The 23,226-nt window shown below is 62.6% G+C and carries 19 protein-coding genes; 10 read left to right on the top strand and 9 right to left on the bottom strand.

The annotated features are described in order from the left end of the window. Positions 1–90 precede the first annotated feature (90 nt). On the top strand, positions 91–909 hold the full coding sequence (locus M2320_RS18520) for a WecB/TagA/CpsF family glycosyltransferase (protein ID WP_264598542.1): 819 nt from the start codon (positions 91–93) through the stop codon (positions 907–909). Positions 910–945: 36 nt separating this feature from the next. Here M2320_RS18520 and M2320_RS18515 read toward each other — a convergent pair whose 3' ends face one another. After that, positions 946–2,055: a hypothetical protein gene (locus M2320_RS18515; RefSeq protein WP_264598541.1), complete on the bottom strand. Its 1,110-nt coding sequence runs from the start codon at positions 2,053–2,055 to the stop codon at positions 946–948. Positions 2,056–2,429: 374 nt separating this feature from the next. Here M2320_RS18515 and asnB point away from each other — a divergent pair, with 374 nt between their 5' ends. From asnB to nadE, 4 genes are read left to right on the top strand one after another with little or no spacing between them, the layout of a single operon-like run. Continuing rightward, the gene (gene asnB / locus M2320_RS18510) at positions 2,430–4,379 is read left to right on the top strand and encodes an asparagine synthase (glutamine-hydrolyzing) (RefSeq protein ID WP_264598540.1); all 1,950 of its coding nucleotides are present in this window, start codon (positions 2,430–2,432) and stop codon (positions 4,377–4,379) included. Positions 4,380–4,391: 12 nt separating this feature from the next. Next, positions 4,392–4,649 (top strand): acyl carrier protein, encoded by a 258-nt coding sequence (locus tag M2320_RS18505; RefSeq protein ID WP_264598539.1) that lies wholly within the window; start codon positions 4,392–4,394, stop codon positions 4,647–4,649. A gap of 12 nt (positions 4,650–4,661) precedes the next feature. Then, positions 4,662–6,215: a class I adenylate-forming enzyme family protein gene (locus M2320_RS18500; RefSeq protein ID WP_264598538.1), complete on the top strand. Its 1,554-nt coding sequence runs from the start codon at positions 4,662–4,664 to the stop codon at positions 6,213–6,215. Next, positions 6,212–7,195, top strand: coding sequence for an NAD(+) synthase (gene nadE / locus M2320_RS18495; RefSeq protein ID WP_264598537.1), 984 nt, complete (start codon positions 6,212–6,214; stop codon positions 7,193–7,195). Before M2320_RS18500 ends, nadE begins: the two co-directional genes overlap by 4 nt. A gap of 3 nt (positions 7,196–7,198) precedes the next feature. Here nadE and M2320_RS23265 read toward each other — a convergent pair whose 3' ends face one another. From M2320_RS23265 to M2320_RS18480, 3 genes are all read right to left on the bottom strand, one after another. Beyond that, a complete protein-coding gene (locus M2320_RS23265; protein ID WP_319801451.1) occupies positions 7,199–7,843 on the bottom strand; it encodes an acyltransferase in 645 nt (214 codons plus the stop codon). Next, the gene (locus M2320_RS18485) at positions 7,840–8,352 is read right to left on the bottom strand and encodes an acyltransferase (protein WP_264598536.1); all 513 of its coding nucleotides are present in this window, start codon (positions 8,350–8,352) and stop codon (positions 7,840–7,842) included. The genes M2320_RS23265 and M2320_RS18485 overlap by 4 nt, the downstream gene beginning before the upstream one ends. A gap of 64 nt (positions 8,353–8,416) precedes the next feature. Further along, positions 8,417–9,946 carry an oligosaccharide flippase family protein gene (locus M2320_RS18480; RefSeq protein WP_264598535.1) on the bottom strand — a complete coding sequence of 510 codons (1,530 nt, stop codon included), beginning with the start codon at positions 9,944–9,946 and terminating at the stop codon, positions 8,417–8,419. A gap of 395 nt (positions 9,947–10,341) precedes the next feature. On the opposite strand from M2320_RS18480, the gene M2320_RS18475 reads away from it, so the two are divergent. Further along, complete coding sequence (locus M2320_RS18475; protein ID WP_264598534.1) at positions 10,342–11,445, top strand: RuBisCO large subunit C-terminal-like domain-containing protein; 1,104 nt, start codon at positions 10,342–10,344, stop codon at positions 11,443–11,445. After that, on the top strand, positions 11,442–11,885 hold the full coding sequence (locus M2320_RS18470) for a cupin domain-containing protein (RefSeq protein WP_264598533.1): 444 nt from the start codon (positions 11,442–11,444) through the stop codon (positions 11,883–11,885). Before M2320_RS18475 ends, M2320_RS18470 begins: the two co-directional genes overlap by 4 nt. A 138-nt stretch (positions 11,886–12,023) precedes the next feature. Here the strand turns inward: M2320_RS18470 and M2320_RS18465 are convergent, their stop codons facing one another. From M2320_RS18465 to M2320_RS18445, 5 genes are read right to left on the bottom strand one after another with little or no spacing between them, the layout of a single operon-like run. Continuing rightward, positions 12,024–12,974 carry a lipase family protein gene (locus M2320_RS18465; RefSeq protein WP_264598532.1) on the bottom strand — a complete coding sequence of 317 codons (951 nt, stop codon included), beginning with the start codon at positions 12,972–12,974 and terminating at the stop codon, positions 12,024–12,026. Positions 12,975–13,023: 49 nt separating this feature from the next. Then, a complete protein-coding gene (locus M2320_RS18460) occupies positions 13,024–15,219 on the bottom strand; it encodes a DNA/RNA non-specific endonuclease (protein WP_264598531.1) in 2,196 nt (731 codons plus the stop codon). 36 nt (positions 15,220–15,255) lie between these two features. Then, positions 15,256–16,725 carry a hypothetical protein gene (locus M2320_RS18455; RefSeq protein ID WP_264598530.1) on the bottom strand — a complete coding sequence of 490 codons (1,470 nt, stop codon included), beginning with the start codon at positions 16,723–16,725 and terminating at the stop codon, positions 15,256–15,258. Beyond that, positions 16,722–18,059, bottom strand: coding sequence for a hypothetical protein (locus tag M2320_RS18450; RefSeq protein WP_264598529.1), 1,338 nt, complete (start codon positions 18,057–18,059; stop codon positions 16,722–16,724). The genes M2320_RS18455 and M2320_RS18450 overlap by 4 nt, the downstream gene beginning before the upstream one ends. A 3-nt stretch (positions 18,060–18,062) precedes the next feature. Beyond that, a complete protein-coding gene (locus M2320_RS18445; protein ID WP_264598528.1) occupies positions 18,063–19,109 on the bottom strand; it encodes a trypsin-like serine peptidase in 1,047 nt (348 codons plus the stop codon). A 375-nt stretch (positions 19,110–19,484) separates the two neighbouring features. On the opposite strand from M2320_RS18445, the gene M2320_RS18440 reads away from it, so the two are divergent. The 3 genes from M2320_RS18440 (at position 19,485) to M2320_RS18430 (ending at position 23,220) form a co-directional block, all read left to right on the top strand. Further along, positions 19,485–21,833: a hypothetical protein gene (locus M2320_RS18440; protein ID WP_264598527.1), complete on the top strand. Its 2,349-nt coding sequence runs from the start codon at positions 19,485–19,487 to the stop codon at positions 21,831–21,833. Between the two features lie 101 nt (positions 21,834–21,934). Then, positions 21,935–22,978, top strand: coding sequence for a trypsin-like serine peptidase (locus M2320_RS18435; protein WP_264598526.1), 1,044 nt, complete (start codon positions 21,935–21,937; stop codon positions 22,976–22,978). Positions 22,979–22,980: 2 nt separating this feature from the next. Next, entirely contained in the window at positions 22,981–23,220 is a 240-nt protein-coding gene (locus tag M2320_RS18430; RefSeq protein ID WP_264598525.1) for a hypothetical protein, read from the top strand. Positions 23,221–23,226: the final 6 nt, after the last annotated feature.

Raw genomic sequence — 23,226 nt, 5'->3', positions numbered from 1 at the left:
GCGCCGCTTGCACCCTGGCGGCAAGAGCTTCGGTCTCCAAGACCCAGATCGTCCCGAGACAGCGCTCGACAACTCAAACAGGGTGTTTCCATGGCGAATGCCGCCGGACTGACAACGTTCGATCGAGTTGCAAGCTATGTTGCGCAGCCGTCCGAGAGCGAAGGCGACAGCTTCGACCTTGGTCCGATGCGCGTTCAGCGCTTGACCTTGGACGCAGCGCTCGACAAGGTCGAAGCGGGCATGAACCAGGCCGAGCCCTGTCTTGTGGCGTTTTGCAACACGAATTCCACCAACCACGCCTATGCCAATCCCACCTATCGCGCCGCTCTGTCCAAGATGCTGGTGCTCAACGACGGAATCGGCATCGAGCTGATGGCCCGATTGACGAGCGGACGCGGCTTTCCCGCCAATTTGAACGGCACCGACTTCATCCCGCACTTCCTGCAGTCGCAACGCCGGCCGCTGCGCATCTTCCTGCTTGGCGCAAAGCCGGACGTCGTCGAAAAAGCGGCGAAGACATTCGCGGCGCAATTTCCAAGGCACAGAATCGTCGGCTATCGCGACGGCTATTTCGACACTCACGACGAACAGGCCGTCGTCGCGGAAATCGCCGCCCTGCGTCCGGACGTCCTGCTCGTCGCCATGGGCAACCCGTGGCAGGAGCTGTTCATGGACCGGCACGCAAAGGACCTGAACTGCCGCCTGGTTTTCGGCGTCGGCGCGCTGTTCGATTACGTCTCGCAGGCGACCCCTCGCGCTCCGGTGTGGCTGCGGCGCGCGCGGCTCGAATGGGCGTTCAGACTTGCGCACGAGCCGAGACGCCTGCTGCGCCGCTATACCATCGACATCTTGGTCTTCGCCTGGTCCGTCCTCAAGTTTCGCGCGCAACCGTCGCGTGAGCTGATCTGAAGACTGGCCGCGCGGCGTCCTGGGAACGCAGCGCGGTCAGACGACGGCTGTGTCCTCATAATGCTCCGGCGTGAGCAGGCGATCGGTCACGTCGCCCCAGGTGAGAAACCGCCGCTTGGCGATGTGCGGCATGGCGATCGCGGCCAGCATGGCTTTGTTGACGGAGTCGCGATCCGCCGCATCGTAGCCGATGCGCATAGCATTGCCTCCGACAACGTTCTGCGGACAAATCGTGGGAAGACCGAACAGCTCATATTGCATCAGCTTCATCGACGTGTCGGCGAGATAATAGGGCGCCTCGCCGCGATAGGGCGCGATGCCGAAGGTCGCGTGTTTGATGTAACGCAAGGTTTCGCGATGGGGCATCTCATCATAGACGAGAACATTGCCAGGCCTTTCGGAGAGCCATGTGTCGCCGGACCCGATGACATGGAACGTGATGTCCGGCCTCAGCTCCGCGGCGGACCGGATCAGCTCCCGATCGAACAGCATCGAGCCCACGGAAACCGCATTCAGCTCGGCGGTGTAGGGAGTTGGGTCGGCCTGATCCTTGATCGCGGGGTCGATCCCATGCGGCGTGTAGAACACGCGCGCGCTCATGGGAAACTCATCGCGCAGCAGCCGCGACGGCACGCTGACGCTGGTGAGGTCCGGCGCGACCCTTTGCAGAATCGCGTCGGGGTAGCTCGCGGAATTGATCGTCTTCATCGCATCGGAAGCGAGATAGATCGTCTCGGCCTCCGGGTTGAGCTGCTCGACGAGATCGAAGAAGATAATGGCGTATCCGCTTTCGAAGATGATCGTCGTCGCTTCCTGGATCCATGTCTTGAAGATATCGGGCGCCGCGCTCTGGTAGATGCGGAAAAGCAAATTTTCGACCGGCCGCAAGGCCTTTACGCGCGTGTTGAACGCGTGAACCGGCGTTTTCCAAAGATAACAATCGACGCCGTTGATGGTCTCGACCTTGTTGGCGCGGTCGTAGAGATCGTGTCGCGGATCAGGACGGAACCGCGTTATTTCCGAAAATCTCAAAGAAAAGAATCGGATCGTCCCACGTTTCGCCAATTCATCGGCAATGAAATGCACATTGGCTTTGCGTCGTGAACGATAGTCATGCGCGCTGATGAGAAGGAAGTTCTTCTTCATGCATCTCTTCATGTGTGCTGAAATGAACTGGACCCGAGTCGTAGCCAGAATCCCGTCGCGCCGCATCAAAAAAATGGGTGGCGTGATCTCAAGGGCCCGGGGGCGCCCGCGGCTCCCCAAGCCCTAAGGTCATGCGCGCGCGCCAGGCGCCGCGGGACGAATCTTTAAAATATTCGTCGATCTTAAAAATTTAGCGATACGAAACAATCGTTTTATGCCGCCAGTTCTAAAAAAATAAGAAGCCGCCGCAAGACTATTTCATTCGATTGAATCGGTAATTTACTACGATATTTGGATTTGCTTGCCGGCATAACCAAGCGGCATATCATCGCAGCATATTACCTTTGTTCCCTTGCCATAATTTAGGATTGCGCATGTGTGGCATCGCCGGACTGCTGGGGCAAAGTTCTGATCCTGACGCAATGGAAGTGGCGCAGCGCATGGCGTCCGCCCTCGCGCATCGCGGCCCGGACGGCTGCGGCGTGCATGTCGACGGCCGAGTCGCGCTCGGCCACACCAGGCTCAGTATCATCGATCTCGCCGGAGGCCAGCAGCCCCTGCGCGACGAAACCGGCGATCTCGCCATCAGCTTCAACGGCGAAATTTTCAACTACGTCGAAATCCGCGACGCGCTCGTCGCGGCGGGCGCGCGGTTTCGCACCAAGTCCGACACGGAAGTCATTCTCGAACTTTATCGCGCCAAGGGCGAGGCCTGCGTCGAAGATTTGAATGGCGATTTCGCCTTCGCGCTCTGGGACCGGCGCCGGCAAAAACTGATGCTGGCGCGCGACCGCATGGGCGTGCGGCCGCTCTACTGGACGCGCGCGAAAAACCGCCTCTATTTCGCCTCCGAAGTGAAGGCGCTGCTGGCCACCGGCGCGGTCGAGGCGCGCCCCGACCCCATCGGCCTGGATCAATTGTTCACGCTGTGGGGCGCGATTGCGCCGCGCACCCTGTTCAAGGACATCCAGCAGCTTCCGCCCGGCCATCTGATGATCGCCACGCCGGACACGGTCGAAATCCGCCGTTACTGGCGCCTGTCCTTTCCGACCGCCGCCGAGGACGCCACAGTGCGCGTCGACGAGGCGGCGCGCGCCGAGGAATTGCGCGCCCTCCTCGCCGACGCCACGCGCATCCGGCTGCGCTCCGACGTTCCCGTCGGCGCCTATCTGAGCGGCGGCCTCGATTCCGCCATCACCGCCACGCTCGCCTCCGACATCGTCGCGCAGCGGCTCAAAACCTTTTCCGTGACCTTTGAAAGCGGCGAGTTCGACGAGAGCGCGTTCCAGGCGCAAATGGCGGAGGCGCTGGGAACGGCGCACGCCTCCATCGCCTGCGAAAAAAACGCAATCGCGACCATGTTCCCCCACGTGATCGGCGCCATCGAGCAGCCCGTGTTGCGCACCGCGCCGGCGCCGCTCCACCAGCTCGCCGATTTCGTCCACCAGAGCGGTTTCAAGGTCGTGCTCACCGGCGAAGGCGCCGACGAGGTGTTCGCCGGCTACGACATTTTCCGCGAAGCCAAGGTGCGCGGTTTTTGTGCGCGCCAGCCGGATTCGGCTTGGCGACCCCTGCTGTTCGGAAAACTCTACCCCTGGCTGCCCGGCCTCCAGGCGCAGAGCCCGGCGTACCTAAAAGCCTTTTTCGGCATGGCGCTCGATCGCGTCAACGATCCGCTGTTCTCGCATCTGCCGCGGTTCGACAACACGGCCAAGGCCAAAGTCTTTTTTTCGGGCGACCTCAAGGCGGCGCTGAAAAACTATGACGCGCTCGCCGAATTGCGCGCCGATCTGCCCGCCGAATTCATGAACTGGACGCCGCTGGCGCGCGCCCAATATCTCGAAACGACCTATCTGCTGCCGGGCTATATCCTCTCCGCGCAGGGCGACCGGGTCGCCATGGCCCATGGCGTCGAGGGCCGTTTCCCCTTCCTCGATCACCGCGTGGTCGAATTCGGAGCCCGCCTCCCCTCGCGCCTGAAACTCAAGGGGCTGCGCGAAAAACACATTTTGCGCGAGAGTTTTGCGCATCGCCTGCCCGCCGCCATCGGCAGCCGGCCGAAACAACCCTATCGCGCCCCGGACAGCGCCTCCTTCTTCGGAGCGGATGCGCCGGCTTATGTCGCCGAGCTTCTGTCGCCCGACGCGATCGCGTCGGCCGGCCTGTTCGACGTGGGCGCGGTGACAAAACTGGCGCGCAAATGCGCCGGCGGCGGCGCCCCGCGTTTTCGCGACAATACCGCGCTGGTTGGCGTGCTCTCGGGACAGCTTTGGAATGAGCAATTCTTCGGCGGGGCCGCGCAACGGCGCGCCCCGGCGGCCTGATGGGAGAAAGACATGATTGAAAAAGACATTCGCAACTTCATCGCCCAGGATCTGCTGTTCGTCGACGACATCAGCGATATGGCCGGCGATCAGTCCATGCTTCAGGCCGGCATGATCGATTCGACCGGCGTGCTCGAACTCGTCGCCTTCCTCGAAAGCCATTTCGACATCACCGTCGCCGACGCCGACGTCGTCCCAGAAAATCTCGACACGATCGACGCCCTCGCCGCCTTCGTCACGCGGAAGAAGGGGCTGGCCGCGGCCGCCTGAAGGAGCGAACCCATGCGCGTCGAACATTTTCTGGAATGCAGCGCGCGGGCCTGGCCCGAAAAAGTCGCCCTGGTCGAGGGCGACAAAAGACTGACGTTTCGCGCGCTCGACGAGGCCGCCGGCAATCTCGCCGCCACCCTGGTCGGAAACGGAGTGGCGCGCGGCGACCGCGTCGTCATCTTCGCCGACAATTGCTGGGAGGCGGTGGTCGGCCTGTTCGGCGCGCTGAAAGCCGGCGCGGTGTTCTGCATGGTCCATCCCTCGACCAAGGCGGAAAAACTGCGCTTCATCCTTGACGATTGCAGGCCAACCGCGGTGATCACCCTGGGCCGCCTGCTGGCGATGACGCGCGAGGCGCTCGGCGAGCAGACCTTTGTCAAGACCCTGCTGGTCGTCGGCGCCAAGGCCGAGCTTCGGCCGGGGGAAACCGCCTTCGCCGACGCCCTGACGCCAAGGGACCGCCCTCTCGACCGGCCCCTGCCGGTCCCGGGCATCGCCTGCGACCTGGCCATGCTGCTGTTCACCTCGGGCTCGACGGGCTTCCCGAAGGGCGTGATGATGACGCATCAGAATATGACGGCGATCGCCGAGTCCATTGTCGCCTATCTCGGCAATACAGCCGAGGACGTCCTCCTCAACGTCCTGCCGATCTCGTTCGGCTATGGTCTTTACCAGATCCTGACGGCGGCCAAGGTCGGCGCGACCGTGGTGCTGGAGAAGTCCTTCGCCTTTCCGCAGCGCGCCCTCGACCTGATCCGCGACGAGGGCGTCACCGGCTTTCCCCTCGTCCCGACCATGGCCGCGCTGATCCTGCAAATGCGCGACCTGCGGCCGGGCGACTATCCCGGGCTGCGCTACATCACCAACGCCGCCGCGGCGCTGCCGCCGTCCCATGTCGAGCGATTGCAGGACCTGTTTCCGACGACGCAAATCTATTCGATGTACGGCCTGACCGAATGCCAGCGCGGCGCCTATCTACCGCCGGACCAGATCAGGGCGCGGCCGTCCTCGGTGGGGATCGCCATCCCCGGCGCGGAAGTCTGGCTGGTCGACGAGAACGGCGAGAGGGTCGGGCCGGATGAGGTCGGCGAATTGGTGATCCGCGGCCCGCATGTGATGCAGGGCTATTGGCGCAATCCCGAGGCCACCGAGAAGACCCTGCGTCCCGGTCCCTACCCATGGGAAAAGGTTTTGTATACCGGCGATCTGTTTCGCATGGACGCCGACGGCTTTCTCTATTTCGTCGCCCGCAAGGACGACATCATCAAATCGCGCGGCGAAAAGGTCAGCCCCAAGGAGGTCGAGAGCGCGCTGTTCCAGCTCGAAGGCGTGAGGGAGGCCGTGGTGTTCGGCGTGCCCGATCCCGTGCTCGGCGCGGCGGTGAAGGCGGTCATCGTGCTCGCCCCCGGCGTCAGCTTGAGCGAGCGCGACGTGATCCGCCACTGCGCCCGCGCGCTTGAAGATTTCATGGTTCCGAAATTCGTCGAATTCCGCACCGAATTGCCAAAAACCGACAGCGGCAAGATCAACCGCCGCGAAACCGCGCTTCTGGAGGCCCAGTCATGAATGTCGTCGCGCCGCTCCCCTTTTCCCTGGCCGCCCTGCGTCTCGACGCGGAGGCCGAAACGCGCCGCATCGCCGCCGCGCTGCGCGAACAGGTCCTGCAGCGCTTCCGCAAGCGCGGCGCCGTCGTCGGGCTCTCCGGCGGCATTGACAGCTCGGCGACCGCGGCCCTCTGCGTCGAAGCTTTTGGCGCCAAGCGGGTGCTCGGAATTTTCATGCCGGAGAAGGACTCCGATCCGGAAAGCCTGCGGCTTGGAAAACTGGTCGCGGAAAAACTGGGAATTTCGACGGTCACCGAGGACATTCATGGCGTTCTCGCAGCCAGCGGCTGCTACGCCCGCCGCGACGCCGCGATCCGCTCGGTGGTCCCGGAATACGGGCCGGGCTGGACCTGCAAAGTCGTGCTCGACGAAGACATGCGCGCCAGGGGCTACAATCTCTCCACCCTGGTGGTGGGCGCGCCCGACGGAACGCAGCAACGCAAGCGCCTGCCGCACGACGCCTATCTCGCGATCATCGCGGCGGCCAATATGAAGCAGCGCACCCGCAAGCAGATGGAATATTACCACGCCGACCGGCTGAACTATGCGGTCGCCGGCACGCCGAACCGACTCGAATATGACCAGGGTTTCTTCGTCAAGAACGGCGACGGCGCCGCTGACGTCAAGCCGATCGCGCATCTCTACAAGACGCAGGTCTACCAGCTCGCGGAACATCTCGGCGTCCCCGCGGAAATCCGCCAGCGGCCGCCGACGACCGACACCTGGTCGATGCCGCAGAGCCAGGAGGAATATTATTTCTCGGTCGACCACCGCACGATGGACCTCTGCCTCTACGCGCTGGAGAACGGAGTTCCCGCGCCGGATGCGGCCGCGGCCTGCGGGCTCAGCCTCGCCGATGTGGAGGCGGTGTGGAAGGATATTGCGGCCAAACGAAAAGTCGCCGCCTATCTCGGCGCCCCTCCGCTCACGGTCGACGCGTAGCGGTTAGAGCGCGGCGCCTGCCTGGTTTGGGCCGGGCGCTTGCTCTCGCCCACCCGCCAGCTCTTGACCACGGCGGCTCGAAGCGTCGCCCGCCGATTGACCCTCGCCGCTCGCCACGAGTTCGAGTGGAAAGCAGCGCGCGGGGTTGCCCATGGCCAAAGTGTTGGCGGGCACATCGCGCGCGACCACGCTGCCGGCGGCGACCACGGCGCCATGGCCGATGGTGACGCCGGGCGCGATAACCGCCCCATGCGCGATCCACACGTCGTCCTCGACCACAATGGGCCCTCTCGTCTCGAACTCCGGCGCGGAATCATCGAGGCGCGCGAAAGACCCGATCCTGCAATTGGCTCCGATCCGAACGGCGTGTCGGGCTTTGACGATTCCGCCATAATTGAACATCGTGCGCGGGCCGATGACGATCTCGGCCCCCGCGTCGCATGAAAGGTCTTGCGGCGCGATGCCACGACGAAAATGTGCGCGCCGTCCGATGCTGATGCGGCCGTTCGCAGTCACGACCACATCCCCCTCCACCCGCACGCCGCGCGCCAACTCGCAGCCGCGCAGCACCAGGATTGCGCGCGGTTCATAATAAAGCGCGTCGATCAACCGATGGAAAATTCTGCGAACGAGCTTGAAAACCATCATGGCGCCCGCCTCCGCTCGACAATGCGCGCCGGATATCCGGAAACCACGACATCGCAGGGGATGGCGCGCGACACCACGGAATGGGCGCGGACCGTGACATTGTCGCCAATGCGCGCGCCCGGCAGCAGGATGACATGGTCCTCCAGCACGACATTCTCGCCGACCTCGATCGGAACCGGGCGCGGAACTTGATCGCGCTGGCGCAACGAATGCCAGTTCGTGTCGAGAATCTTGCAGTACATGCCAATCTGACAGCCGCGCCCCAGAGTCACCGAATGGGTGGCCTCGATCGAAGAACCGGAGGCGATCGTCACGTCCTCACCGATCTGCAATCGCCCTTCGGCTTTCACGTAGAGCTCAATCGGGCATTGGCGCGCGTCGAGCATAGAGTTTTCCCCAATCGACAACCTGCCAAGGCCGCGAAACCAGACGCGCCCGACGATGTTCGGTTGCGCGCCGAAGCAGGCGATGAAGAGCTTGAGACGGGATAGCCCATAGAAAAACATCATGCGACGATTCCACCCGTTCCAAGACTGCTTCGACGCGATCGATCCTCTGCGTTGAGCGCCCCCGTCAGGTTCTGGCGCGGCCGAAGCTCAACCCGCGCGAAACAAGGCGCTCGATCGGCAACATGCGAAGGAGCCGGTCGCGGACATCGCCATAAATCTGCGGCGCCCAATGTCGGACCGCCAAAAGATAGCCGCTCCCGCCGAACACGACGACGACAGCGATCTGCAGGATCAGCCTGCCGCTGAAGATCGGCGCCTGCGACAAAGCATAGGCCGCGCCAATGGTGGTTCCGGCCAGAACAACCGGGACATAGAAGCAGGCGAGAATGCGCCGGACGCCGATCCCCTCTCTAAGGAAAACGATCAAAGTCAGATAAATCGAATTCAGGATATGGTATAAAGTGACCCCGATGGCGACGCCGACGGCGGATCCCATGATCGCGCCAAGCCCGACAAAGATGAAGAAGAAGGGCGCACTGACGCAACGGTATCCAAGAAGCCGTGAAAAACCTCCGCGCGCCTCGAGAAGACAACCCGCCGCCCATGAGGCGGCGTCCAGAGGAAGACCGATGCTGAGAATCTGGATGAGCGGAACCGATTCCATCCAGCGCGCGCCCAGAACGAGTTGCAGCCCCGGCTCGGCCACAGCAGCCTGCATGACACACACGGGGACCGTGACCAGCCCCAGGAATTGCGCCATTTTGAACGCGATGTCCCGCTGCCTCGCCGGTTCGAAGTTCAATGTGACCAGGGCGGGGCGCAGGACGCCGGTGAAGTTCGAGGCCAGCATCAGCACGGGCTGCGACACGATTCGGTAGGCGAAGTAATAGGTTCCGACGACGGCTGGCGTCGCCAGCAATCCCAGCGTAATGAAATCGCCCTGGCTGATGCAGACATAGACCATGGTGAGGCCGAACACGCTCGCGCCACGCCTGAGCATGCGGCGTGCGCCTTTCGACACGCGAAAGGGACGCAAGGCCATCGGCGCGGTGCGCCACATCACCACGGCGCGCACGATCGCCAGGATCGGCAAGGGCAGCACGAAGCTGACGGCCCCCAGGCCGCACAAGGCGAAGACAATCATCAGGAGCTGCGTCGCCACCATTTCCGCCGAGCCATAGACAGCCAGGAACTTGAACCTGAGCATCGTCTTCAAATTGGCCTGCGGCACGGTGGACAACGCCGTGATCGGAAGGCTGATCGCGACGATCCAAACGAGAAGCGCGACTTTGTCGTCATGATAGAATTTCGCCCCGATCGGGGCGTAGACCGCCATCGCCAGCGCCCCCAGCGTGGCCGCGCCGAGACTGAGCGCAAAGGCCTGCGTGGCCCAATAGCGCATTCTTGTGTGACGTTGTTGAAAAACGTCTTCGATGCCGAAGCTGGTCAGACCGCTGAAGAAAAAGGTGATCGTATAGGCCAACCCCAGAATGCCGAACTCGGCGGGCGCGAGCAGTTTCGCCAGGACGAGCTGGCTCAGCAGCGTCACCACGCGGCTGCCGATATTCAGCACAAGTGTCCACGCGACCCCCGACGCAGCCGCCTTTCCGAGGTCCGGAGACGTGCTTGCCCCCTTGTCCGAGACTTCCGGCATTCTTCGATTGTCCGTCGATGTTTGAAAGAATTGATCCAAATCATGCTCAGGAAATCTCAATAGGCCGCTAATTCTCCTGCTTAACAAAAAGCCTTTCGTTCCCCAGCATTCGCACGGGCCCGATCGTCGAGCCCATCCGGGCCGCGACGGGCAAACCGAAGCCCGACGATCCCGCGAACTCAGACCGCTCCGCCCTGTTTCGGCAAGGCCCGGTCACTATGCAATGCGCCACGCGGCGGGAAACAACGACGAACTTAGATCGGAATGATGCCTCGGCTCCAACACGTCAAAGGACTTGATGCGTTTTTGTCGACAAATATTATAGTCTTTGCGATAGCGACGTGGTGTGCCCTTTTGCTCACGATCCGCGCCACGCATCAGCCAATGAGACCGTGATGAGCGCTGTCGTTTTCCACTACCACGTCGCCGCCGACGCCGGGGACATCGACGCGCGCGCGGAGACGCTGCTGCTGGAGCAGACGGTCGAGCTTCCGCGCGCCGCGGCGACAAACGCCTGGGTTCGGCAAAACATCATCGGCGAGGTCCTGTCGATTGAGCCGCACGACGACGGCGGATTCCTCGTGGCCATCGCCCAGCCTCTGCGGACGACGGCGCTGGCCCCCGCGCAATTTCTCAACGTCGCCTTCGGCAATTCCTCGTTGCAACCCGACGTCAAACTCGTCGAGATCGAGCCGCCCGCCGCCTTGTTCGAGACGTTCAAGGGCCCGCGTTTCGGCGCGGACGCCTTGCGCCAAAAACTCGGCGCCCAGAACCGGGCCCTCACGGCGACCGCGCTGAAACCCATGGGCCTGCCGCCGGACGGACTCGCGGCCCTGGCCCATGATTTCGCCGTCGCGGGCATAGACATCATCAAGGACGATCACGGCCTCGCAGACCACGATTTCTGCCGGTTCGAACAACGTGTCGAGCTTTGCCAGCGCGCGGTCGAAAGAGCCAATGCCGAGACGGGCGGCCGGAGCATTTACGCGCCGAACCTGATCGGTTCGCCCTCCAGCGTCGTGCGGCAATTCGCTTTCGCGCGCGAGGCAGGCGCCGGCGCCGTCCTGCTGGCGCCCATGCTGGTGGGCCCTGCCCTCCTCCACGAACTCGCCAGCGATGCGGCGCTGCCGATCATCGCCCATCCCGCCTTTGGCGGGTGGGACTGGATCGCCCCAGACGTCCTTTTCGGCGCCATTTTCAAATGGTTCGGGGCGGATGCGTCGATCTATCCGCATCTGGGCGGGCGTTTCAGCTATAGCCGGGAAACCTGCGCCTCGCTCGCGCGGCGGCTCACGTCCTCCGCGCACGGCCTCAAGCCTGCACTGCCCGTACCGGCGGGCGGGATCCGGACAAACCGGGTGCGCGAGATCCTGTCGTTTTACGGGAGCGATACGATGCTTCTTGTTGGCGGCAGCCTGTTGGAAACCGGCGACGTCGTCCAGCGCGCCAAGGACTTCGTCGCTGAGGTCGCCAGCGTGTCCAGGGAGCTTGCATCATGACAGGAATTGTCCGCCATAACGGCCATTTCGAATGGGATGGCGTTCATCGGCTCGCCTACAAGGAAGAGGGAACCCATTTCAAGCAGGTCACTCGGCAAGTGCTGTCCAAAGCTTTTCCCGGTCTGTTCGCGGAACTGCGTTATTTCGAGGTCGCGCCTGGCGGCCATTCGACGCTGGAGCGACACGAGCACGCGCACCTCGTCTTGATCGGCCGCGGCGGCGGCCATTGCCTCGTCGGCGGCGAAGTTTCCGCCGTCACGCCACTGGATGCCGTCATCATTCCCCCGCAGACCTGGCATCAGTTCCGCGCGACGGGGACAGAGCCACTCGGCTTCTTCTGCGTGGTCGCGCGCGAACGAGACCGACCGCAATTGCCAAGCTCGGAAGACCTTGAGGCGCTATCAGCCGATCCGGCGATCAAGGATTTCATTCGCGTCTGAGCATTGCGCCAAATGAAACAACCCCGGAGGCTTTCGCGTCCGGGGCTGTGTGTTTGGTTGCGGGGACCCGCAACCACCGACACCACACTTGGGTAAATGTCCCGTCGCCACCAATTGATCTCAATAGATGATCGGAGGTCAGCTTGATGGCCGGTCACGGAGCTCTTGCAAAAGGCGGATATATTCAGAGATCTGGTGATCTGCGAAAAAGGGAATTGCGCCTTCGAGCGGCGCGCCCTCAAGCCCCGGCGGCTCCGCGGCGCCGAGTGCGACTTGCAGGCGTCCAAACTCGATGGCGTTCAACTGCGGCGGGTCGTTCTCCTGGACAATCGTGTTCGCTTGGACGCTTTCAAGCCCGGTTTGCGCGGGCGAACGGATAATGTGGTCGAGCGTTTCCTCGCGGGTGTAGCGGCGCGGCGCCGGAAAGGATTCCGCCCGTGACGCCTCAAGCCCCGCAATGGCTTCGAGGACTCCGGGGCTCGTGATGTGTTTTGGCGTCCCGCAATGCTGGTAGAATGGCGGCACGCGGGGCACGATGTCGACCTGGTTGATCAGGCGCCACAGCCGGCCCGGCAATTCCTGGTCGAACCTCTTGGCGAAATCCGCGAAACTGACCGCCGGTTGGCCGTAAGTGTAGAGCCGGGCATCGTAGAGCTTGCGGATTTTGGCGCGAGCGGCGGCGATCACCGCGAGGGCGCCGCCGAGGCTGTGGCCGGTAATCCATACGAATTCCCGCGTCTTCGCCAGCGCGTCGAATGCTTCCAGTTGTGCTTCGATGGCTTCGATCCCTCGCACGAAACCAAGATGCACCCAGCCCCAGTCGTATGGCGCCGGAAGGACGCGCACATCCCTGATCCATTGGCCGATGTTGCTTGTTCCGCGAAAGGCGAGCAGCGCCGACTTTTCGTCGGCGCACCAGAATCCCTGGACGTTGAACGAATCGATGGCTGTGAAATTCGCCAGGCCGGTTCCGCCGGCGAAACTTTTCGCCTTGGCTGGATCGTACGCCGCCGCGCAGGCCTCCGCCAGAAAGACAGCGGTGGTCAGGTTGAATTCCTTGGTTTGCAGACATTCGGCTGGCGCAGTCATGGCAAGCACCTCCAGAGGAACACATATGTTTTGCAACGGTCTCCTGCGGCTAGACGACGATGTCCGCGCCGCTGCGGATGATCTTGCCTTTGCGCGGCTTTCCTCCGGCGCCGGCAGGAAGTTCGAGCGTGCCGGGCGCTCCGCCCCCGGCGAAGTGGTCGTGGTGCTTGAGGTCGCCGAAATCCAGGCCCGTCTTGCCTTCGAGCGCCTCGATCGTCATCTGGGTGGCGGCGATGTCGAAGACCGCCTCGAACCCGGGCAAGTCGCGAATGTCGCTTTGTCCGAGCACGAAGGCCGTCGCCGAGGGCGAGCCGTCTTCCCGCACCAGCACGCAGACCTTCCAGAATTCGAGGGGACAAAGCACTGCATAGTCCATGTCTTCATTCTGGTAGACGGGGTCGTTGGCGGCGAAGATCGGCCCGGTCATGACGATCATGCGCCGCGAGTCCTTCTTCGCGTGTTTTTCGAGCAGAAACTGCTCCAGGCCTTGCCAGCGGTCCTTGCCGCGGTTGAAGGGCGAAGCCTGGAGCGAGCAATTCGTGAAATGAAACGTGTCGTTATTGGCCCTGAGCGCGCTGTCGACGTCGTCGCCCCAGGCCGTGTCTTCGCGCCGCGTGAGATGGCCGCGGTCGATTCCGTGTTCGAAAGCGACCTGGCTCAATTGCTCGGTCTTGTGGATGCGCGTGTCCGAATACCACCGGTCGCCCTCGCGCTTGCCGATCGCCGGACGGCGGTCGCCGTCGACATTGGCCGCGGAAAACCATGCCGTCCGCCGGCGTTTGTTCATGTAGACGCTGTAATGGTAATAGGCGAGTTCGTGGGGATCGTCGTGGACGCGGTAGCGCTCGGAGACCAGAGCGGTGTTGGTCGCCATGTCCGGCGTGAGCCGGGGAAGAGGAACCGAAACGCTCTGGAGGAACTCCGGGTCGTAGCCGGGACGGTTGCTGTAATCCTGATCGACGACGACGCCCTCCTCCGTCTCCAATTCGAGGGGCGCGGGTGAAAAACGTCCTGCTTCCGGGGAGGCTTGGGAGGGCTGGCCCACCGAAATGCTGATTTGGATTGGAATGATCCAGCGCGCCTCCCCCGGCCCGCCTTGCGCGACAGGCGCCGGAACCCGCGCCTGCGACGAGGGCGCGACGCTTTGCAGGTTTGGCGAAGGGGTGGAATGCGCGACGGGCGCTGCGACCTTTTCGGTCGAGCCCCAGGCGAAGTCCCAGTCGGTCGTCTTCGGCGCAACGCCGTCGAAATTGAGTTTTTCCAGCCGCCGGTCGCGCGCAAGTTCGTACATGGGCACGGCGTAATTGGCGACGAGATAGACGCCGGCGAAATGCAGCGCGATCACCTTGCCCGTCTTGACGCAAACCACCGCCGAGCCCGAATTGCCGCCGAGCGTCGAAGCGTTGTGAATCAGCGCATTCACCTTGTTGGCGAAGCTCTGCACCGAGGCGCGCTCCCGGACCTTGCCCGGCGCGAGGCGCTTCACGAAATACTGGCCGTCGAAGATCTTGTCCTGCACGGCGAGATCATTGCGGTCGTCCCGCGCGGGATAGCCGATGACGACGACGTCCTCGTCGAAGAGGTTCTCCGGTTTTTCAATCGAGAGAGGCAACCCATTCCCGCTTGGCAGCCCATCGACTTTCAGAAGGGCCATGTCCCAATAGGGATGGATCATTTCGACGCCGGCGACCTTGAGATCGATTTTCCGCGTTTGGGGCGTCTCATCGACCTCGCGTCCGAAATTGATGGAGGCGTCGCCCGGCGTGAAGCGGATATCGAGGCCGACGCCGTCGGCGAACACCCGCGCGACGTGCCGGTTTGTCATCATCAGTCCGGGTCCGACAACAAAGCCGGTGCCGACATAAGGGGTGACGGCCGGAGGCGGCAGTTCGATCCGCCCGATCAGCGGCAGCAGCGGGTCGATCCGCTCCCGCACCGCCTGGTCGTTCAGCGCGAGCCACGCGGCGTCCGGCAAGGGATCATATGTGCCGTTCCGGACGAAGACGGCCGGCCGGTTCTCCTTCATCACTATGGCTTCGAGGCCGAACATTTCCTCGTTCGACAGGTCCTCGTGACGGTCCTCCGCGAGTTTTTCGAGACCCCTGTCGATCTTCGCGCGGGCATCGTCGGGCCGGGCAAATCCCTCAAGCCCGCCGCCGGACGGCCGCAGGTTTTCGAGGGCGCCCCCCGGCGAAACCTGCGAGAGCATGTTCTTCAGACGTTTGGCTTTTTCGACCTTGTCCATGGCGTCTCCCCCCTGCCCCGCTTTCGATGAACCAGATCAGCTTCCGGTCAGGTCAATCCAGAGTTCGAGCGTTCCCGGCTTCGGCTTGTTCGGAAAATCGGTGAGGTCCTTGACGGAAATCGTTCTCGCCTGGACAGGCGGGTTCAGCCGCTTGGCGATGAACTCGGCCAGCTTCCGGTCCGCGTCGAAGAAATAACGGATTTCCGAGAGGCCTTTCGCGCTCGCCAGTTTCTCGCGGGGAGGCGCCTGCGCTCCGGTCGCGCCGATCGCGGCGGCAAGCGCATCGGCCTTGGCGGGGTCGTCGCCGAAATATTGGACAAACACTGTCGCGCAGAACATGGATGGAACCGACACCGGCGCCCAGATCTGATTGACCATCGCGCCACCCTTTGTCGTTCGGATATATCCCTTTGGGTCGCCATTGATCGTCACGGTCGCTCCCGCGGGCACGGTTCCGATCTGCGAGTTAAGCGCGTAGGTCTTGTTGTCCGGAAAAGCGGAGCGGAGAGCCAGCCAATCGCGGGCATCGACGGTGATGGATTGGCCGGGCTTGACTTCGCTGGGCTTTTGCCCGCCGACAAAGCGGGGGTCGCTATCGCTGCCAAGCCAAATATACCCGTTGCACTGGCCGAAGCCGCGTAACTCTTTCTCCAGGCTGGTGTCGAATTTGAGCGAAACGGTGGACGAGTTCGGCGACGCAGCAGGCGCTGGCCCGAGTGTCAGGCGATTCATGAGTTCGATGTTTGCACTACCATTTTTCTCAAGAAATTTCCGGAGTGGATCAATATTATCTTCCGACAAGCCGTCGACCACCCTCTCAACTTCTGCTTTAAATTCCCTTTTTACATTCTCTAATCTCAGGTAATAAGACATGGCATTTTGCGCCTCTTGAAAAGCATATTCCGCTTCTCGTTTAGAGTGCAGCGCTTCGCGGTGGATAAAGATTGCAAACATAGCCAATGCGATAAAGACACTGGCCACGATACTTACGTATAGCCTGCGACGTGAACTTTTGTTTTTCTCGGAATCGTCGCTTGCCCGCACGAGGTCGCGAATATCCGGGTCGTCGTCGACGAATCCGCGCGCGGTTTCGAGCGCTTCATCCGCCAGGAGATAACCGCGGCGCTTGTCGTCGGGCGCCGTCTTCCACTGGCGCGCCAAGGCCGCGATCTGCAGAATTTGCCGGGTGCGGGTGGCGTTCTCATCCTCGCCGCCGCTCGGACGGGCATGCGGCGGCGACGATTCGCGATAGGCCGCCAGTTTGGGAAGCGACGACTCGCTGGCGCCGCTGCGCGCCGTCAGCTCGCTCGTCCAGAAATAGAGCATGTTTCGGAGCGAATCCCGTGCGGGACCAGGGGCGCATCGCGCGCCGGCCCCGGTGATGTCCGCGATGAAACGCTCAAGGTCAGAATCCGGGACGTCGTCGGTCCCGGCCCGGCTGAGAAGCTCCTGGTTGCGGCGGGCCAGTTCGGCCAGCCCCGCGTCCTCGTCCGCAGTCGGGTTCATGGCGACACCATCAGATTGCACTCCGGAGGCACGCGTTGGAGAACGTCTTCCAGCGGCGCTCTCAACGCGAGCAGTTGGGCGAAGTCGTATTTCAGGGACTGATCGACCTTCAGAAAGGCCGAGCGCGCGGCGTTGCGCAGCGTGCAAAAGGCCGCGCGCATCCCCGCATAGGTTTCCTGCTGCCGTTGGACATCCGCGCGCACGTCCGGCGCGGTGGCGCCAAGGTGACGCAGCACCGCCATGTTCATCTGCGACGCGGCGTCGTCGATCAGCCGATCGTTCGAGAGGCCCCGCAATTCGGCCTTCAGGAAGCCGAGCGCCTTCAACTCGTCGAGCGGCGCGCCGAGCGGTTGCGCCAACGTCTGTTCGAGGGCGGTCAGGCGCAGATCGATTTGCTGCCAGTAGGAATGTTCCATCAGCCGCCGCCTCAGCGTATCCGCGAGATCGACCGCCGCGATCAAAGCCGCCTGGATTTCGGGGGTCGCGGGAGTCATGTTGAAGGTCGAACTGAACAGCCGCACGTTGAAATCGCGGGAGACCGCAAACATCGCCTCGTCGGCGGATCTTAGCTCGCGCAACAGCAGAGCGCGCGCCTTGGCCAGACCAAAGGCGCGCTCATTGGCGTCGGCCCGCGAGAGCCAATCCTCCGCATCGTCCAGCGCGGCTTTCAGGCTATTCAATTGCTCGGCCTGCGCCGGGGACAGTTCCGCACTCAACGCGGCGTTGGCGGCGCGCCGCACCCGCCCGCAAAGAGGAGGCATGATATCGGCAGGCGCGTCCGCGCCGACCTTGAGGAGGTCCAGCACCGGCGCGCCCGCCACCTGCATCATGTGCAGGGCGTCGTGGACATTCTTGAGCGCCGCGAGCTGGTTCAAGGCTTTGCTGATGCCTTCGAGCGCGTCCCGGGCCTTGCAGAACTGTCGGAAAACGTTGTCGTCGCCGAGATCGCCGAAACGCGGCTGCGGAGCAAGACGGTCGAGCATTGCGCTCAGCGCCGTCATCAGCGCCTCAATGTCGTCGTCGAAGCCCCGAGGCGGATGGAAGACGCTTGGCGCCTTGTCCATGACGCTGCGGCGCAATTTCTCCTCGCTCCATTTTCTCTCGATGAGGCGGAGCAGGAATGAAGCCGCGAAATCCTTGTTCTCCAATCCGATTTTTTCCAGACACCCGTTCAACTGTTCGTCCAGCGGCTTGCCGGAAACCCAGACATCGGATTGCGTCAGGGCGCCCGGATACAGGTCGATGACCGCCTTGACGTCGCTCTCGTCGCAGCAGCTCGACACCTGTTTGCGCAACTGCTCCATCTGCGCGGCTTCCAGGTTGAACGGAGTCATAGGCTATCCTCCAAGCAAGGCGCCGAGACCGCCCGCGACGATCGCGTCGCGGATCAAGCCGATGGGAACGCCCTGGTTGTAGCTCGCCGGCCCGTGCAGGGGATCGCCCAGGTGATGCAGCGCGAGCAAATTCCAATCCATGTTGAAACACGGGGACCCCGACGACCCCGGCGCCGTGTTGGTGCTGTAGCGCAGACGCAGTCCGTCGTGCATCAGTCCGATGACCGCGTCCGTGTCGATGGCGAAACGCAGCGGTTCGCCATCGGGATGCTGCACGATGATCAGCGGATCGCCCTTCGCGACCGGGGGCGGCGGCGCGAGTTTTTGGTAGCCGCGGTCCCGTTGCGAGGTGGAAAGGTTGAGCGCCGCGAAATCGAGCTGTTGCGGCTGGGGCGGCGGCGCGTCGGGCTGGCTCGTGGTCTCCGCGTCGCTGCAAGGCCGCTCCAGGGCGATCTCGGCGACGGGGACCACGATTCCGGCGTCGATGCTGTTGTCGCTCATTCGCGCATAATCGAATCGGCAGGCCAATTTGCCGGCCACGCCGGCCTTTCGGGCCGCCTCGGCGACATGCCAGTTCGTCAGAACCGTTTGCGGACCGATCAGGAAGCCGGTTCCCAGCGGCTGCTCCAGCGCCTCCACGCGGCAGACCTGCCGCTTGATCGTCTCGAATTTCGCCAGCCAGACCTGGGCGTCGATCGCCTTCAGTCGCGGCTTGACGAAGCGCTCCAGGCTGGGCTGGCCGCTCTTGTCGCGAATAAGTCCGCCCTCTTGCTGGAATTCGAGCGTGGGCGCGACCTGCATCGATCCGCCGGCGATCTCGGGGAAAAGCGAGACGATATAGGCGCGCAACGCGGTCTGATAAGGTTTGTTCTGATAGACAACGCGCAGGAATTCCTTGGTGATGGGAACGAGCTCAAGGGCTTCGATCAGCTTTTCCAGCGTGACTTTCAGCGGCTGTCCTTCACCGACGAAGGCGACGAACAGCCGGTCGCCCGTGGCGAGGAACACGTAACTTTCCAGTTGATGGAGATCGACCGCTTGCGAGAGCATCTTCACGAGCTTCTGTTGCTCGGGTGCGGAAAGCAATGTTGGCTCGACCCCTGGGCTCATCGACTCACCAAAGATATCCAATTTCTATTGAAAAAAGCGCGCCAAATCCGCGCTCTGGGCGCTTACTATAAGTAACTAGCTCACGAATGCCGATGCATGAGTTCGATCAATACATCAACAATAGCGCATAATTTGAGATTCATCGACGTCGTTTTCAAAATTGAAAACTCACGTAGCGTTCAAATTATCGTGATACGTACGCACGGTTGTAATATTTTTGACAATATACATTGTATGTTCAATCAAAATCCAATTCATGATAGCAAGTCTCGTTTTCGATATCGGCATCCATGAACAAATAATTGGAGGTCTTTAATGTCTTCCGCAGCGTGCGACCCTTCTTCGGAAACAACCGGCGATTTCTCCGAAATTATCAATGAAATAGCGGGTGAAACCCTGCGCTCCGGCCCGACGCCCTCCGAGCGGGACAGCGACGACGCGGACATGCTCGAACTTCCGAGCGCGCCGCAGAGATCGAACACGCCGATCGCCAAGGAAGCCGCCGCATTCATCATCGCGTCGGAGATTTCGAGCGAGGCCGCCTACAACGCCAAATACACCCACCCGATCTGGCCGGGCGGAAATTCAGGCGTGACCATCGGCATCGGTTATGACGTCGGCACGGTCAGCGCGATCCTTCTGGCTTCGGATTGGGCGGGCGAGCTTGCGGCGGATGTGGTGAAGCGCCTGTCGACAAGTTGCGGGGTCCTCGGACCGTCCGCCGCGGGTTTCCTCGCAAAGTTCCGCGACATCACCGTGCCCTATGCGGTCGCCGACCGCGTGTTCTTCAAGGTCTCCCTGCCGCAGTTCGTGGCGCATACCGAGCGCGCCCTGGCGAACACGGCGCAACTCCATCCGGACAGCCTCGGCGCGCTGGTGTCCCTCACCTACAATCGCGGGGCTTCGTTCAACAAGCCGGGCGACAGGTATCGCGAAATGCGCGCCATTCGCGACCACATGGCCGACCGGCGCTTCGATCTCATTCCCGGCGAACTGCGCGCGATGAAGCGTATTTGGGCGGGCCTGCCAAACTTGCGCGGCCTGGTGCTTCGACGTGAAGCGGAAGCCGAGTTGTTCGAGCGGGGACTCAAGTCGGGCGCGGGGCGTGTGGCCGCCGCGCCGCTGGAGTCCTTCTCCATGGCGCCGGCTGCGCCCGTGGCGCTGGAAGGTCTTGCATCCTGGGTGGTCGGATGGCTGAAGCCCATTGTCGAGGAGCCGACGCGCAATCACCTGATGTTCCAGCTTCCTCGCCCCCAGCCGGACGAGGGGCCCATCGTCAAGGACGAAAACTACGTCGCCGTGCGGGTGCTCTCCGCCCGCATAGCCAATGGAAGGCGGTGGACGAGTCTTTATCACGGCGCGGTCCATGCGACGTCCAGCATGCTTTACGAAGGCGTGGGGCAGAGCCGGATCGAGCGGCAGTCCGTGCTGGCGCCGGACGGATTCCGCGACATCGATCCGAAGGGACAGGGCAAGCTGCTGCAGGTGGACAGGCCCCTGTTCGGGCCCATGCCTTACCGCGGCGACTTGCGGCTTTCCGTGGCCTTGTTCTCGGTGAAGTCGAGCGATCTGGCCGCTCCCTACCTGTCGCTGATCAGCCAGCTCTCGCAAACGGTCACATCGGGTTTCGTCACGGCGGCGCAACCGTTCATCGGACCTCTCAAACAAGCGTCGGACCTGCTGTTCGGGGCCTCCGACGCCGCGAGCCTGGAATGCGGCGTGGTGCGGGGGTTCGAACCGCTCAAGCCCGGCGTCTGGGTCAGCATCGGCGCGACGGCGGATGAAGTCGGCCCGACCGACGGCTTCCGGCTCGATCCGCAGGACGGTCGGCTGCTCGACGGCGCGGGCCAAACCTTCGACGGCCATCCCTATATCGTCTTCGAGATCCAGAAGCTCACGGAGCGGGACGACTGGATGGAGATTCCGGCGCTGAAGACCGCATGGGATGCTCTCACCACAGCGCTCGGCGCGGGAAAACTGGACGAGGCGAAGACGGCCGCCGCCAACTTCCGCCACCTTTGCCTCGCCAGCAGCGATCTGATCGAGACAGATGGCGCAAGACTGATCGCAAAGGCCGCGCGCAAACTGGCGCTCGCGCAGCAAGACGGCCTTGAGTCGCCGTCGTTTGGCAGCTTGCGCGGCCTCGACCTCTACGGCGTGGACGAAGAACCCAGGGTCCACCTCGACGAAGACGCCCATGTCGATCCGGACGAGCCGTCGCCGGCGATTCCGCCGGACGTCCTTGAAGCGCTGATGCCGTGGCGCATCGCCAAGGCGTTGTTGAAGCTGCGCGATCAGGTGAACGCTCTTGCGCAGCAGCGCTCGAAGAAAAGCGACGGCGCGATCGGCGACGCCGCTCACGCGACGCGCAATTCCGATCATAATCCCTGGATCGTCGACGGGGGGATCGGTGTGGTCAGCGCCATCGACCTGACGAATGACCCTTCTGGAGGCTTCAGCGCCGACAAGCTCGCGGAAGCGTTGCGGACCGCGCGGGACGTTCGGGTCAAATACGTGATCTGGAACCGCCGCATTTTCAGCTCCACGACCTCGCCCTGGACCTGGCGCCCTTACAATGGAGCCAGTCCGCACGACAAGCACATTCACATCTCCGTAAGAGCGGACAAGCCGCATTATGACGACGCCTCGCCATGGGCGATTTGATTGGTCCCTGACGGGAACGGGAGTGCGCCCTCACAACATCGTCAACGGTCGTTCCAGCCCGCCTGATCGGATCGAAAAGCAAATGTGTCGGAGAGGGTCGCATGAGGCTTAAACACGCTGTCGCCGAACGTGTCCTCCAAGCCATGGAGGACAGTTTCGACCCGCAGAGCATGGCGAGCCTCACATTTCGAAAGCTGGGCCAGCCGTACCACAGCCTCGTCAATCAATCAGCGCTCTGGCCCACTCAGGTTGACGCGCTTTATCAATACTATGACTATCACAATACCATCGAGGAGTTGCTGGTCGTGCTCCGTGATGCGAGGCCGAGAATTCCAGATTTCGCACTCGCGCTTGACGAACTCGGGTTCGCGCAAATCGATGGTCCGGAACACCAGGGACGCTCGGCGCTAGAAGCCTTGCTCGCGCGAAAGCAGACGCCATTCAAGGATGTGGTCGCGTTCCGCGGTCAACTCGCGTCCCTGGAAGCTCAGGTCTGCCGCGTATCCACCCCCGACTTCCTCGGAACCGGGGCGCTGATCGCCGCCGACCTGGTAGTGACCAATCGTCACGTCATAGCGACAGCTCTCGCTGCGGACGGACATGGGTTGGCCAAGAGCGTCACATGTGTTTTCGACGACAAAATCGGCGCCGGAATTAGCACGCCGTCCTGCGAGGTCAAGGTTAGCAAGGTCGAGGCGAGCAGCCCGCATTCGCCCGAGGACGAACATGCAGGCCCGATGACCAGCGCCCTGGATTGTCTCGACTATGCCCTGCTGCGGCTTGAAAGCACGTTGGGAGGCAAGCCCATCACGCCCAACGGCGATCCGCGCGGGTTCATCGGCATCGCGCCGCCCGACGAGGCGCCTAAGGTCAACAGCGGACTCGTCATCTTGCAGCATCCTGGCGGCAAGCCCATGAAGATCGACATTGGCGCAGTGACCGATCTCGGGGTTTCTCGCATCCGCCACAGCGTCAACACCCTGCCGGGTTCGTCGGGCGCGCCGGTCTTCGATGCGGCGCTGCGCTTTGTCGCCCTGCATCATGCTGGTCGCGAGACCGGACTGGGCGAGAGCCCGGGGTACAACCAGGCCATCCCGATGGATCTGATTCTGGCCGACGCGCGCAAGAAGGGAGTGGCGATCTAACCATGCCTCTGACGGACGAAGAAATCGATTCATTGATGGACCTGATTGAGGACCTGCCCCCCGAAAAATTCGGGCATGTCTTCTTCAGGGCGACCCACAAGACCATGAGCAGGTTTGTCGGCAAAGACGCCACCGTCGAGACAATCTCTGTTGAGAGCTGGCCCGGAGAATCTGGACAGGACGATAAGTGGCTTTTGTGCCTGACAGCGGCGATGATCGCCGCGCATCAGGAGAGATCATGACCAAGC

Source organism: Rhodoblastus acidophilus (assembly GCF_025961575.1).
Classification (GTDB): Bacteria; Pseudomonadota; Alphaproteobacteria; order Rhizobiales; family Beijerinckiaceae; genus Rhodoblastus; species Rhodoblastus acidophilus_C.
Note: the sequence above shows the minus strand (reverse complement) of the source record. Positions and strands in the feature narration are given on the sequence as shown.

Excerpts from the sequence above, each read along its gene's own strand:
- M2320_RS18520 (WP_264598542.1), top strand. The coding sequence starts at position 91 with ATGGCGAATGCCGCCGGACTGACAACGTTCGATCGAGTTGCAAGCTAT.
- M2320_RS18515 (WP_264598541.1), bottom strand. The coding sequence starts at position 2,055 with ATGAAGAAGAACTTCCTTCTCATCAGCGCGCATGACTATCGTTCACGA.
- asnB (WP_264598540.1), top strand. The coding sequence starts at position 2,430 with ATGTGTGGCATCGCCGGACTGCTGGGGCAAAGTTCTGATCCTGACGCA.
- M2320_RS18505 (WP_264598539.1), top strand. The coding sequence starts at position 4,392 with ATGATTGAAAAAGACATTCGCAACTTCATCGCCCAGGATCTGCTGTTC.
- M2320_RS18500 (WP_264598538.1), top strand. The coding sequence starts at position 4,662 with ATGCGCGTCGAACATTTTCTGGAATGCAGCGCGCGGGCCTGGCCCGAA.
- nadE (WP_264598537.1), top strand. The coding sequence starts at position 6,212 with ATGAATGTCGTCGCGCCGCTCCCCTTTTCCCTGGCCGCCCTGCGTCTC.
- M2320_RS23265 (WP_319801451.1), bottom strand. The coding sequence starts at position 7,843 with ATGATGGTTTTCAAGCTCGTTCGCAGAATTTTCCATCGGTTGATCGAC.
- M2320_RS18485 (WP_264598536.1), bottom strand. The coding sequence starts at position 8,352 with ATGATGTTTTTCTATGGGCTATCCCGTCTCAAGCTCTTCATCGCCTGC.
- M2320_RS18480 (WP_264598535.1), bottom strand. The coding sequence starts at position 9,946 with ATGCCGGAAGTCTCGGACAAGGGGGCAAGCACGTCTCCGGACCTCGGA.
- M2320_RS18475 (WP_264598534.1), top strand. The coding sequence starts at position 10,342 with ATGAGCGCTGTCGTTTTCCACTACCACGTCGCCGCCGACGCCGGGGAC.
- M2320_RS18470 (WP_264598533.1), top strand. The coding sequence starts at position 11,442 with ATGACAGGAATTGTCCGCCATAACGGCCATTTCGAATGGGATGGCGTT.
- M2320_RS18465 (WP_264598532.1), bottom strand. The coding sequence starts at position 12,974 with ATGACTGCGCCAGCCGAATGTCTGCAAACCAAGGAATTCAACCTGACC.
- M2320_RS18460 (WP_264598531.1), bottom strand. The coding sequence starts at position 15,219 with ATGGACAAGGTCGAAAAAGCCAAACGTCTGAAGAACATGCTCTCGCAG.
- M2320_RS18455 (WP_264598530.1), bottom strand. The coding sequence starts at position 16,725 with ATGAACCCGACTGCGGACGAGGACGCGGGGCTGGCCGAACTGGCCCGC.
- M2320_RS18450 (WP_264598529.1), bottom strand. The coding sequence starts at position 18,059 with ATGACTCCGTTCAACCTGGAAGCCGCGCAGATGGAGCAGTTGCGCAAA.
- M2320_RS18445 (WP_264598528.1), bottom strand. The coding sequence starts at position 19,109 with ATGCTCTCGCAAGCGGTCGATCTCCATCAACTGGAAAGTTACGTGTTC.
- M2320_RS18440 (WP_264598527.1), top strand. The coding sequence starts at position 19,485 with ATGTCTTCCGCAGCGTGCGACCCTTCTTCGGAAACAACCGGCGATTTC.
- M2320_RS18435 (WP_264598526.1), top strand. The coding sequence starts at position 21,935 with ATGAGGCTTAAACACGCTGTCGCCGAACGTGTCCTCCAAGCCATGGAG.
- M2320_RS18430 (WP_264598525.1), top strand. The coding sequence starts at position 22,981 with ATGCCTCTGACGGACGAAGAAATCGATTCATTGATGGACCTGATTGAG.